This window comes from Flagellimonas sp. 2504JD1-5 (genome assembly GCF_053618295.1).
On record NZ_JBSIOU010000002.1, the window covers coordinates 621,197 to 633,772 of the forward strand.

The window sequence follows — 12,576 nt, forward strand, 5'->3', positions numbered from 1 at the left end:
CTTATGAATAAACTTTTACCCCTCTTCCTGTGTTTGTTGATTTCAACCATAGGTTTTTCACAGAAAAAAAGTGAGCTGTTCGCCGAAATTGAAGAGCTAAAATCCAAAATCCAGGATGTTGAGCAACAACTGGCTGAGAAAAAACGTGAAGTTTCGTCGAGCACGGCAAAAGCGGAAACTTTGGAAATTGAGAATATTGGTTTGCGTGACGCCAATGCCACTTTGTTAAAAAACTTGAGTAGTTTCTCCGAGCTTTCAAAAAAGAATAGTGAGAACGTAAATAAAACCCTTGCGGCTCTTGAGCGAAAGGAAAAACAATTAAGTCTCCTTAACGAAATGATTGCCTCCAATGATTCTACCGCCATTGTTTTGTTGTCAAAGGTGAAACAAACCTTGGGCGAAAACGCAAATGCCGATGTCAGTGGAGGAGCCATTGTAATATCTAACAGTCTCACCAACTTATTTGGTTCTGACACTTCGGTTGATTTAACAGATGAGGGCAAAACCTGGCTGGCGAATGTTGCCAAAGTTATCATCGCCAATCCTACCCTTAAAACAGAAGTTGAAGGACTAAACATTACCGGAGAATTTGGAGTTACCTTAGATCAGACAGCCTCAGTTTCCAAAGAATTGATCAGTACTTTGCAAGTTCCTTCGGATGCATTGCGTGTTTCAGTTAAAGATGGGAACTTTAAAGAAGGAATTGTAATTAAGATGCAGCCCGACCATAAAGGGTTTTATGACAGAGCCAAAGAACGCTTGACCAAGGGACAATAAGGATAAGATAAAACCTGCAATACTTTTTAGAAGAATCATTCGTTGTAGTTTCTATAAAATCCAAAAACAAACTATCCAATGACTGGAGATCAAATCTTTCAACTTTTTGCTTACCTATTGCCAGCAGTTGTGACTGGTGCAGTGGCATTTTATTTCTTTAGATTGCATACACGAAATGAAGATGGGCGTAGACGTTTCTTATTGCATAAAGATTCCCAAAAGGACACACTCCCCATCCGATTGCAAGCTTATGAAAGAATGGTGCTTTTTTTGGAACGGATTGCCATAAATAGTCTTGTGGTACGTGTAGCGCCAAAAGGAAAAAGTAAGAGTGATTATGAAAATTTGCTCATCAAACAAGTGGAAACTGAGTTTGAACACAATCTTTCCCAACAAATATATATGTCCGAAGAATGTTGGAACATCATCAAAGCTGCCAAAAATGCCACCATTCAGATCATTCGTTCCGCGGGGATGAGCGAAACTGATTCTCCGGATAAATTACGGGAGGATATCCTTAACCAAACTATGGAAAAGCAATCACCCTCAGCAACGGCCCTCGCTTTTGTGAAAAAAGAGGTGAGCGAACTGTGGTAGTTATCTATCCATGTGATCCGGATCTATTGGACTGGTTTCCTCATTTTTGTTCTTAGCGTACAAATAACCCCTTTTCCACCATAATGTCATTCGTTCTTTGTTAAAGACCAATGAATTTGTAGTCAGAATGGTCGGGGTATAGTAGAAATTGATGATAGCATCTTTTTGATTGGCGACCAACTTACCAATTCTGACATTCTGATTTTCAATCCTATCGAGCATAAAACTAAAAATTGTAGTTATAAGCTCAAACGGGTTTCTTGCAGGCATTCTATTTAGATAGTTTACTTCGGTATGGAGCACCACAACATCCACTTCTGTAGCTCCCCGACGAATGGCCTCTTCAATTGGAACTAAACTTCCTAAACCACCATCGGCATATTCACATCCGTTACGTCTGGCCAAACTCATAAAAGGGGTATAATTGGATGAAATCCAAATCCAATCGCAAAACTCTTCGTAGGTACAATCGTTTATGGATTTGTATTCTACCTGATTCAATGAAAGGTTGGAAACAGTGACCACAACATCTGTCCGTCCATGTTTTAGTTCTTCAAATTCCTCTGGAGTAATCGACCTTCGAATAAGTTTACGCAGATTTTCACTTTCCCCAAATGTCTTCTTCCCTTTGATGAAGTTTTTGACCACATTCCAGTGGTTAATTACAATTACTTCTACCCCGTGTTTCTTTTTAATAAGAAAAGGGCAATTGTTGAAAATGCTATTTTGGTTGACGTTGGAGTAAATCTCTTTGATTTTATCCAATTTGTTCAAGGCTAAGTGTGAAATAAGCAGACTACCTGTGGACGTTCCAACAAAAAGGTCGTATTCATGTTTTGCTTCTTGAATCAAGAACTGGGCAACCCCGCCAGCAAATGCACCCTTGCTACCTCCTCCAGAAATTACCAATGCTCTCATTTGCCCAAAGTTTTGTCTATATACTGCTGTTGTTCCAAACTGAGGGTCGGATATATGCCCATCAGCCTCTCCCTATTTTTATCTTCTTTTAAAAATTCTTTTAGCATTTTTCTGCACGATTTTTTAAAATGCCACACATGGTGATCACATGCTTCCACCAGATTTTTAACGGTTTCGTCGCTAAATGCACCGATACTTTTCAAATATTGGAATGCCAAAAGCCTGACCTCAAAATGGTGTTCAGAACTGGTATACCCACTTAGCTCTTTAAAATAGTTGGGCTTTAACGCCTCGTTATACTCCGGAGTCACCAAAGCCAAGGTCAGCCATAAAAGACGGATATTCTTGTTGGGAAGGCCTAAAACCTCCGAAGTGCTATCCAAATATTGACTTCGAAGATCCGGAAAGTCCGACCACAATCGAAACAGCGCCGCCTCTATGGTTTTATAACTCTTATCCTCAATCAAGCTCTCAAACTCCTTTTGAATGGATTTCGGTACCTTTTTCAATGCGAGAGCAATGGCCTGTCTAACTTTAAGGTCTTCGTTTTCCAAAACCCATTTTAAAAATCCTGGAGACAACTCGTTGGAATAATCCAATAGTAGCTGATACTTTAAATAATTCGACGTGAACTGACTCCATTGTTCTTTAAACAGACGTTCCGCAAAAGTTGTCATATCCCCGATACTATCCTTAAGCTCAAAATAAGCTCGGATGGAAGGATTCTTATGAATCAAAAACTCCTTTACCTGAGCAAAAGGAAACTCAGATTCCTGCAACCATTTTTCTTCAAAATCACTCAGTTTCATGCCGGACGCTTTTTCCATTTCCCACATAAAATCTGCAATGGTCACATTTTTAAAAGAATATTTATTCAAATAATTCTTAATCCCCTGTTTAAAGTTGTCATCCCCTACTCTATCCCGCAACATCAACAGGGCCCAGGCCCCTTTTTCATAAAAGGTTAAACTTCCAGCACTGGGATCTATTAATGCTTCGCCATTGCCTTCCCCAGAAAAATTGTCCAAGGCCCTGGCCGTTTCCAGCAAATGCCAATAGAAATAATCATCTCCAAAAATGTCTTTTTCAGCCAAATACGCGTAATAGGTGGCAAACCCTTCATGCAACCAGTGATGCTTGCCGCTTTGCTCTGTTACCAAATTTCCAAACCATTGATGAGCCATTTCGTGGGCATTTACATTGACAAAATTCTTATCAACAAAGGCTATCGAATCCACCATAAAAGTGTTGGAGAAAATGGTGGCACCCGTATTTTCCATTCCTGCATACAGAAAATCTTGAACGGGTACCTGTTTATAGTTTTGCCATGGGTATGGTATGCCGATTTGGTTTTCCAAGAAATCAAAGATTCTTTTGGAATAACGATAGGTAGGTTCAACCTTTAAGCTGTCTTTGGGCTCGTAATACAATCCGATAGGAACACCAGATGTGGATTGAAGTTCTATTTTGTCGAAATTCCCAATGGCAAACCCCAACAAATAACTGCTCATTGGATTTTGCATCTCAAAGGTTGAATAAAACCCTCCTCCATGATTATTTACAACCTTTCTGGATCCATTGGCAATAACATTTGAACTTGGAAAACTCACATCAAACTCCACCTTTTCATTCATATCGTCAAAACTGGGCAGCCAATGACTTGTATATTTTCCTTGTCCCTGCGTCCAGATTTGTTCATTGCCTTCAACATTATCCTCATAACCTAAAAAATAAACGGTTTGTTTGGGAATTGCCTTATAGGATAGCACGATGAAATGGGTGTTTCCTTTTTTAAATTTCTTCCTAATTGAAATTCTTCTAGCATTATTTCGATAATTCACTTTTTTTAAATCAATCATAACAGATGAAAAATCCATATTATGGGCATCCAAAAAAATGGAGTCAACATCTTTTAACACTTTGAACTCATATCGAACAGTACCTTTTATGCTTTTTTCCTTTGGAAGAGGTTCAACAAAAACTTCAGCCCGAATAAAATCCACTTTATCCTGAATTTGAGCACCCAAGAGCTGTAGGGAAAGAAAAAAAATAAGTGTGAGGCCAAGCTTCATATTGGGGATGTATCAAAAGTCCTTCCAAATTACATATTTTAGTTTGATGAATCCCAATTTTCTACAAACTCCCATCCCCTATCTCAAAGGAGTTGGCCCCAACAGAGCTGAAACCCTTCGGACAGAATTGGGCATAGAAACTTATCAGGATTTATTGCATTTATTCCCCAACCGATATCTGGACAAAACCCAGTATTATAAAATCAACCAGCTACAACCTAGCGGAGCAGATGTTCAGGTGGTCGGTAAGATTATCAACATTAAAACGGTGGAACAAAAACGCGGAAAACGCCTGGTGGCCACCTTTATCGATGAAACCGGACAAATGGAATTGGTCTGGTTTCGAGGACATAAATGGATTCGGGAAAATCTAAAACTCAACGAGCCCTACGTAGTTTTTGGGCGGACCACTCGATACGGCCGCACGTTTTCAATGCCCCATCCCGAAATGGAATTGTTGTCGGAACACCAACAAGGGTTAAAGATTGCCATGCAGCCCATCTATCCTTCCACGGAAAAGTTAAGTGCAAAGGGCATCACAAATCGAGTCATTAGTAAAATGGTGCAACAATTGTTCTTGGAATGTAAAGGTCAATTTCCAGAGTCATTATCAGCTTCAATATTGGACGAATTGCGATTGATTTCTAAAGGTGATGCGCTCTTCAATATTCATTTTCCAAAGAACCAAGATCTATTGGCCAAGGCACAATTCCGGTTAAAGTTTGAAGAGTTGTTTTTTGTGCAACTGCAATTGATTTCCAAAAAAATGCTTCGGAAGCATAAAATCAAAGGGCTTAAGTTTGATCAAGTTGGAGCTAATTTTAATGGTTTTTTTAAGGAGCACCTCCCCTTTGAACTGACCAATGCACAAAAGCGGGTCATCAAGGAAATCAGAAAGGATATGGGCAGTAATGCCCAAATGAACCGCCTACTTCAAGGAGATGTGGGTTCCGGAAAGACCATTGTAGCACTTATGTGCATGTTGCTGGCCATTGATAATGGGTTTCAAAGTTGTTTGATGGCCCCTACCGAGATCTTGGCCCAGCAACACTATAATGGCCTAAAGGAATTATTGGGCAAAATGGACGTGAAAATCGCCCTGTTGACCGGTTCCACCAAAAAATCGGAACGCACGCTATTGCATAATCAACTGGAAAATGGCAACCTAAACATTTTAGTGGGAACTCATGCAGTGCTAGAAGATAAAGTACAGTTTAAAAATCTTGGATTGGCGGTTATTGATGAACAACACAGGTTTGGTGTAGCCCAACGCTCCAAACTATGGCATAAAGGAAGCCCACCCCTTATCCCTCCTAAAGGGAGGGTGAATGAAATTCACTATAAATATCAAACAGCTCGACCTTCAATCTATGGACTTTTAAAAGAATTTCAAAAGGAGCGAAAAAAACAAACCACAGAAGCAGAGAGGGTACTGTGGGAGCAATTAAAAACCAAACAACTTGATGTAAAATTCAGACGGCAGCATATCATCGATGTATTCATTGTAGACTTTGTCTGTCTATCTAAAAAACTAATTATTGAAGTTGATGGAGAATATCATAACAATCCAAATCAAAAAGAAGCCGATGAAATTAGAACCAAAATCTTAAACGAATTTGGGTACAAGGTTATTCGCTTTTCTAATAATGAAGTAATCGGCGGCATTGATATCGTACTCAAAAAAATAAGAACAGTTTTGGATAGTCTCCCCTTTGGGGAGGCTGGAGGGGCTCTTCCACCCCATATTCTCGTAATGACGGCCACTCCCATTCCAAGAACCTTGGCTATGAGTTTATATGGTGATTTGGATATCTCGGTAATTGATGAACTCCCACCAGGTCGCAAACCTATTAAAACAGTGCATCGATTTGATGGAAATCGGTTAAAGGTTTTTCAGTTCATCAAAGATGAAATCAAAAAAGGAAGACAGATTTATATTGTTTATCCCTTGATCAAAGAATCCGAAGCTTTGGATTATAAAGATCTAATGGATGGTTATGAGAGTATAGCCAGGGATTTTCCACTACCAGAATATCAAGTTTCTATTGTTCATGGTAAAATGAAACCTGCGGACAAGGATTATGAGATGGAACGCTTTGTAAAAGGAGAAACACAGATTATGGTTGCCACCACGGTTATCGAAGTTGGGGTAAATGTGCCAAACGCATCTGTAATGATCATTGAAAGTGCGGAGCGCTTTGGGCTTTCGCAACTGCATCAATTGCGCGGTCGTGTGGGACGAGGTGCAGAGCAAAGCTTTTGCATTCTCATGACCAGTCACAAACTATCCGAAGATGCCAAAACGCGCTTACAGACCATGGTACGCACCAACGATGGTTTTGAAATTGCCGAAGTGGATTTAAAATTACGTGGCCCAGGGGATTTAATGGGAACCCAGCAAAGTGGACTACTCAATCTAAAGATTGCGGACATTGTAAAAGACAACCAGATTTTAAAGTCAGCACGGTATTATGCCATTCAGTTATTGAAAGAAGATCCTAGATTCGAAAAGACGGAAAATGCCGCGATTTTGTTTTCATATTCTAGAATGATGAAACAATCGAATATCTGGAATTATATAAGTTGATGTCTTTGTTCATTGTTCATTGTTCATTGTTCACTGTTTACTGACCACTGACCACTGACTACTGACTACTGACCACTGACTACTGACTACTGACTACTGACTACTGATTAAAACCAACAAAAAAACCCGACCGAAGCCGAGTTTTTAGTTTTTAAGGTATCTAGTATTGGTTAATTGATTCCTTCTCCTTTTTCGGCTTTGGCCAAATTGGCAGCCACTCTATCCTTATTTGCCTGAGCAGGTGCATTCTCCATAGCAATTTTCAAATGTTTTACAGTGGATTTGTTATCTCCCAAAGCAGAATAGCCTCTTGCCAAACCATAATGAACAGGCCACGTATCTTTATTATTCTTGGCGTTCCATTTAAAAATTTCCAAGGCTTCATTATTCTTGCCTTGTCCAATTAGTTGCCTTCCGTAACCATGTACTTGGAAAACGGTGCCCAAGGGAAGTGCTTCATCCATTAAGGCTTCTGCTTCGGCATTTTTACCTTGTTTCGCCAAAATCTGTGATTTTATGCTCAGGTTATTGAACGTTTTTTGACTAAAGAATTGTCCCGCAATAGCAGCATCTACCCAACCGAGTGCCTCGTCGAGGTCTCCTCCATTGTTTTGCGCATAGTTTGCTGCTTGCTCCCAACTTTGTCTACTGAAACCTGGTGTGGTTTGTAATTGTTGACGGATTTTGGCCAACACATTATCGGTAACACTCGCTTCCACTTTAAATGGAATCTGCTTTTTCTCCCAGTTCAAGCTAACCACGGCAGAAGTTGCATCAACATTATCAAAGCTATATGTCAATTGTTCAACATGGGGTCCTTCCGCAGTTTCCACATCAACCCGGAGTACATCCTCCTCAGGTTTATAAAAATAACTTCCCCAAGCATCGTGGTTTTTAGAAAATATGATCGTTGCCGTATTGTTCTCATTAACAATCATATGCAAACCGTACTTTCCAGCGGGCAGTGTTTTACCTCCAATGGTCAAATCGTGGGTAGTTTTAAAAATTGTATTTTCATTGGCACCAGCTCTCCAAGGAGATTCACTGGCCGTTCCAAATCCCAAATTGTTCATGCCATAAGGTACTAGGGCGCCCCATACTTCCCTATCATTTACACTAGGTCTTGAGTACACAACAGTAACATCAGTAGTTCCAATACGTTGGGAAACTTTTGCCATTTGGCTACCACGCGGCAAAAAGGTCAATTGCCCAAAAGAGCTGCTGGAAATTAGAAATACTGCAATCAGAATCATGGCCGAAATGGCCGGGTAACTTTTTTTCATTTGTTCGTTTTTAGATGAGTTAATGAATAAACTTTTAGGTCGTTCCCCTAAAGTAGGGAGCTCACTGTTTCCATTCCGTTACAGCTATGTTAAAAAAGGTGGAAACATGTTAAAATTCAATTGCTTGCCAAATTTTGAGCCATCAGAATACGTCAAATAATACAACTTCTCAAATGCAATAAGTAAACATGCATCGGGAAACTGTCCTTCGGTCAAAAAATTTAAAAAAACATCTAGATTTTATCAATACCATCACATTTGACAACATTGTTCCTGTATTTTGTTTCAAATGGCAAATACTCACATTTTATCTACTGCTTTGGATCAAAACTTGTTTTGAACATCGTAATTTTCACCCCAAATCAATACGCGTTTTTTTTTCATATTTTAAATTTACCAGCTTATATATTATTGCATACAGTTATGAGTAAAACACTATTTGATAAAGTTTGGGATTCACATGTGGTACAACACATAGAAAATGGTCCCGATGTACTTTTTATTGATAGACATTTGGTCCACGAGGTCACTAGTCCAGTAGCTTTTCTTGGATTAAAGAACAGAGGCATCAAAGTACTCTATCCAGAGCGCACCTTTGCCACCGCTGATCATAATACCCCAACCCGTAATCAGCATTTACCGGTTAAGGACAAACTCTCTGCAAATCAGTTAAAGGCTTTGGAAGAGAATTCCAATGCACATAACATACCCTATTGGGGACTTGGACATGAGAAAAATGGGATTGTCCACGTAATAGGTCCGGAAAATGGGATTACCGTTCCTGGGGCAACCATTGTTTGTGGTGATTCACATACTTCTACCCACGGTGCTTTTGGTGCCATTGCTTTCGGAATTGGAACCAGTGAGGTAGAAATGGTACTTTCCACCCAGTGCATCATGCAGCCCAAACCAAAAAGTATGCGCATTAATGTAAATGGAACATTGAATAAAGCCGTTACCCCAAAAGATGTTGCACTTTTCATCATTTCCAAACTGACCACCTCGGGTGCCACAGGCTATTTTGTAGAGTATGCCGGTGATGTGTTCCGAAATATGAGCATGGAAGGTCGAATGACCGTATGTAACCTTAGTATAGAGATGGGTGCCCGTGGTGGCATGATCGCTCCTGATGCAAAAACCTTTGACTATGTGCAGGGAAGGGAATATGCACCTAAAGGTGAGGCATGGGATAAGGCCATGACCTATTGGGAAACTTTATATTCAGAGGACGATGCCACTTTTGATAAAGAACTCACGTTTGATGCCTCTGAAATAGAACCTATGATCACCTACGGAACCAATCCGGGCATGGGTATGGGAATCAAAAATGATATTCCACAAGCCGAAGCTGTTGAAGGTGGAGCTGCTACCTATAAAAAATCGTTGGCGTATATGGCCTTCAACGAAGGAGATGCCATGATCGGCAAACCTATCGATTTTGTATTCTTGGGAAGCTGCACCAACGGTCGAATTGAAGATTTTAGGGCTTTTGCCTCCATCATTAAAGGAAGGAGAAAGGCGGATAATGTCACAGCATGGTTGGTTCCGGGCTCACATCGTGTAGAAGAAGCAATCAAGGATGAGGGTATTTTGGACATTCTACATGAGTCTGGTTTTGAATTGAGAGAACCCGGATGCTCCGCATGTTTGGCTATGAACGATGATAAAATCCCAGCCGGAAAATATGCAGTTAGCACCTCTAACCGAAACTTCGAAGGTAGACAAGGCCCTGGTGCCCGTACCCTTTTGGCAAGCCCATTGGTGGCAGCCGCTGCGGCCGTAACCGGCAAAGTGACCGACCCAAGAGAATTGATGGAATTGGAAAACGCTTAAAACTAGAGATTAGATTTAAGACGTAGGAATTCAGAAAACTGACCACTGACCACTGATAACTGTTAATTGCAAATTGTACACTGATAATTGAAAATTGAAAAATGGCTTACGATAAATTCAACATACTAAAAAGTTCGGCGGTTCCATTACCGATTGAAAATGTGGATACTGACCAGATCATCCCCGCTCGATTTTTAAAAGCGACAGAACGCAAAGGTTTTGGCGATAATTTGTTCCGTGATTGGAGATATAACACAGACGACACCCCAAAAGAGCACTTTGTACTCAACAATCCCATTTACAGTGGAAAAATTTTGGTGGGAGGTAAAAATTTTGGCTCCGGTTCGTCTCGGGAACATGCCGCTTGGGCCGTTTATGACTACGGTTTCCGTTGTGTAGTGTCCAGTTTCTTTGCAGATATCTTTAGAGGCAACTGCTTAAACATTGGCGTACTCCCCGTTCAGGTGAGCCCAGAATTTTTGGACAACATTTTTAAGGCGATTGAAGCCAATCCAGATACCGAATTGGAAATCAACCTTCCCGAGCAAACCATCACCATCTTGGAATCAGGGGAAAGTGAAAGCTTCGACATCAACGATTACAAAAAAGAGAACATGCTCAACGGGTTCGATGATATCGATTACTTACTGAACATCAAAAACAATATTGAAAAGTACGCAGAAAATACTCCGCTATAAATCAAAATATTCGTGATAATTGGTGTGATTCGTGTCGGATTAGATTCAAGATTTTGAAGTTTAGGTTTTAAATGTTGAATGTTGAGTTGAAACTTGAAAAATTAAGGAGTTTCGTTCAATAAAAAATTAAAATAAAAGCTCCTTTCCTTGTCATCCTGAGCCTGTCGAAGGAAGGGAAAGGTGTCCCTATGGGACGGAAAGGGTCGTAACATTTGCGAGGCCTCTGAAATTAGTACCAAGTTAATGAAAAAAAGGACTGTGGAAATCATGGATACCACCCTTCGGGATGGTGAACAGACCTCTGGGGTGTCCTTTTCCGCTTCGGAAAAGCTCACTTTGGCCAAATTGCTGCTGGAAGAGCTCAAGGTAGACCGCATTGAAATTGCCTCTGCCCGCGTGTCGGACGGAGAGTTTGAAGCCGTAAAAAATATCACCGATTGGGCCAAAACCGAGGGTTTTCTATCCAATGTAGAGGTGTTGACCTTTGTGGATGGCGGTGTTTCCCTTGAATGGATGCAACAAGCGGGTGCCAAAGTACAAAACCTGTTGACCAAGGGTTCGCTTAATCATTTGACCCATCAACTTAAGAAAAAACCAGAACAACATTTTAAGGATATTCAAAATGTAGTGTCAAAAGCCGAGGAACTGGGCATCGACACCAATGTGTATCTCGAAGATTGGAGCAACGGCATGCGAAATTCGCCAGAATATGTGTTCCAATATCTGGATTTCCTCGTCACTTTGCCCGTAAAACGAATTTTATTGCCCGATACCCTTGGCGTGCTTACGCACCAAGAAACTTTTGGGTTTTTGCATCAAATTGTTGAACGTTATCCCAATACACATTTCGATTTTCATGGGCATAACGACTATGATCTTAGTGTGGCCAATGTGATGGAAGCCCTAAAAGCGGGTGTCCGTGGATTACATTTGACCGTGAACGGCATGGGCGAACGGGCTGGTAACGCTCCATTGGCAAGTGTGGTGGCCGTGGTGAACGATTTTATGCCCGAAATTTCCATTGGTGTAAAAGAATCTTCACTCTTTAAAGTGAGCAAATTGGTCTCCGCCTTTACCGGTTTTGGAATTCCGGTGAACAAACCCATTGTTGGAGATAATGTGTTCACACAAACTGCTGGAATACATGCAGATGGAGATAGCAAAAAGAATCTTTACTTTAATGATTTATTACCCGAAAGATTCGGCAGAAAACGGAAATATGCGCTAGGAAAAACATCGGGCAAAGCCAACATTCAAAAGAACCTTCAAGAGCTCGGATTGACGTTGAACGATGAAGAACTAAAAAAGGTCACCGAACGCATAATCGAACTAGGAGATAAGAAAGAAAGGGTCACTAAAGAAGACCTTCCCTATATCATTTCCGATGTACTGAACAGCGAACTGCACCAGCAACGTGTTTTTGTAAAATCATACGTGCTCACCCATTCCAAAGGATTAAAACCTTCCACTACCCTTTCCATTGAAATTGATGGAAAATTGTACGAAGAAAATGCCCAAGGCGACGGGCAGTTCGATGCTTTTATCAACGCCTTGCGAAAAGTATATCAAAAAGAAAAACGGGAATTGCCCAAATTAATCGATTATGCGGTGCGAATCCCTCCGGGAAGTAACTCCGATGCCCTTTGCGAGACCATAATCACATGGCAGACCAAGGACAAGGACTTTACCACCCGCGGATTGGACTCCGACCAGACCGTATCTGCCATCAAAGCAACAGAAAAAATGCTCAACCTTGTTTAACAATGATCAATACACAATCGGCAATAAACAATTTACAATGAACAAATACC

Annotated in this window: 9 protein-coding genes; 6 read left to right on the forward strand and 3 right to left on the reverse strand. The window is 40.7% G+C overall.

Features of this window, described 5'->3' with window-relative positions; all coding sequences use genetic code 11:
• Positions 1-3 precede the first annotated feature (3 nt).
• Both ACULLG_RS12280 and ACULLG_RS12285 read left to right on the forward strand, forming a co-directional pair.
• On the forward strand, positions 4-777 hold the full coding sequence (locus ACULLG_RS12280; protein WP_452127090.1) for a hypothetical protein: 774 nt from the start codon (positions 4-6) through the stop codon (positions 775-777).
• Between the two features lie 78 nt (positions 778-855).
• Positions 856-1,374 carry a DUF7935 family protein gene (locus tag ACULLG_RS12285; RefSeq protein WP_452127091.1) on the forward strand — a complete coding sequence of 173 codons (519 nt, stop codon included), beginning with the start codon at positions 856-858 and terminating at the stop codon, positions 1,372-1,374.
• Here ACULLG_RS12285 and ACULLG_RS12290 read toward each other — a convergent pair whose 3' ends face one another.
• Positions 1,375-2,292: a patatin-like phospholipase family protein gene (locus tag ACULLG_RS12290; RefSeq protein ID WP_452127092.1), complete on the reverse strand. Its 918-nt coding sequence runs from the start codon at positions 2,290-2,292 to the stop codon at positions 1,375-1,377.
• On the reverse strand, positions 2,289-4,364 hold the full coding sequence (locus ACULLG_RS12295; protein ID WP_452127093.1) for a M1 family metallopeptidase: 2,076 nt from the start codon (positions 4,362-4,364) through the stop codon (positions 2,289-2,291). The genes ACULLG_RS12290 and ACULLG_RS12295 overlap by 4 nt, the downstream gene beginning before the upstream one ends.
• A gap of 46 nt (positions 4,365-4,410) precedes the next feature.
• Here ACULLG_RS12295 and ACULLG_RS12300 point away from each other — a divergent pair, with 46 nt between their 5' ends.
• Positions 4,411-6,951, forward strand: coding sequence for a DUF559 domain-containing protein (locus tag ACULLG_RS12300; protein ID WP_452127094.1), 2,541 nt, complete (start codon positions 4,411-4,413; stop codon positions 6,949-6,951).
• 170 nt (positions 6,952-7,121) lie between these two features.
• Here the strand turns inward: ACULLG_RS12300 and ACULLG_RS12305 are convergent, their stop codons facing one another.
• Positions 7,122-8,234, reverse strand: coding sequence for a DUF2911 domain-containing protein (locus ACULLG_RS12305; RefSeq protein WP_452127095.1), 1,113 nt, complete (start codon positions 8,232-8,234; stop codon positions 7,122-7,124).
• Between the two features lie 423 nt (positions 8,235-8,657).
• Between ACULLG_RS12305 and leuC the strand changes: the two genes are divergently transcribed.
• From leuC to ACULLG_RS12320, 3 genes are all read left to right on the forward strand, one after another.
• A complete protein-coding gene (gene leuC, locus ACULLG_RS12310) occupies positions 8,658-10,067 on the forward strand; it encodes a 3-isopropylmalate dehydratase large subunit (RefSeq protein WP_452127096.1) in 1,410 nt (469 codons plus the stop codon).
• Between the two features lie 101 nt (positions 10,068-10,168).
• Positions 10,169-10,765 (forward strand): 3-isopropylmalate dehydratase small subunit, encoded by a 597-nt coding sequence (gene leuD / locus ACULLG_RS12315; RefSeq protein ID WP_452127097.1) that lies wholly within the window; start codon positions 10,169-10,171, stop codon positions 10,763-10,765.
• A 243-nt stretch (positions 10,766-11,008) separates the two neighbouring features.
• Complete coding sequence (locus ACULLG_RS12320; protein ID WP_452127098.1) at positions 11,009-12,526, forward strand: alpha-isopropylmalate synthase regulatory domain-containing protein; 1,518 nt, start codon at positions 11,009-11,011, stop codon at positions 12,524-12,526.
• Positions 12,527-12,576: the final 50 nt, after the last annotated feature.

Excerpts from the sequence above, each read along its gene's own strand:
- ACULLG_RS12285 (WP_452127091.1), top strand. The coding sequence starts at position 856 with ATGACTGGAGATCAAATCTTTCAACTTTTTGCTTACCTATTGCCAGCA.
- leuD (WP_452127097.1), top strand. The coding sequence starts at position 10,169 with ATGGCTTACGATAAATTCAACATACTAAAAAGTTCGGCGGTTCCATTA.
- ACULLG_RS12295 (WP_452127093.1), bottom strand. The coding sequence starts at position 4,364 with ATGAAGCTTGGCCTCACACTTATTTTTTTTCTTTCCCTACAGCTCTTG.
- ACULLG_RS12305 (WP_452127095.1), bottom strand. The coding sequence starts at position 8,234 with ATGAAAAAAAGTTACCCGGCCATTTCGGCCATGATTCTGATTGCAGTA.
- leuC (WP_452127096.1), top strand. The coding sequence starts at position 8,658 with ATGAGTAAAACACTATTTGATAAAGTTTGGGATTCACATGTGGTACAA.
- ACULLG_RS12300 (WP_452127094.1), top strand. The coding sequence starts at position 4,411 with ATGAATCCCAATTTTCTACAAACTCCCATCCCCTATCTCAAAGGAGTT.
- ACULLG_RS12320 (WP_452127098.1), top strand. The coding sequence starts at position 11,009 with ATGAAAAAAAGGACTGTGGAAATCATGGATACCACCCTTCGGGATGGT.
- ACULLG_RS12280 (WP_452127090.1), top strand. The coding sequence starts at position 4 with ATGAATAAACTTTTACCCCTCTTCCTGTGTTTGTTGATTTCAACCATA.
- ACULLG_RS12290 (WP_452127092.1), bottom strand. The coding sequence starts at position 2,292 with ATGAGAGCATTGGTAATTTCTGGAGGAGGTAGCAAGGGTGCATTTGCT.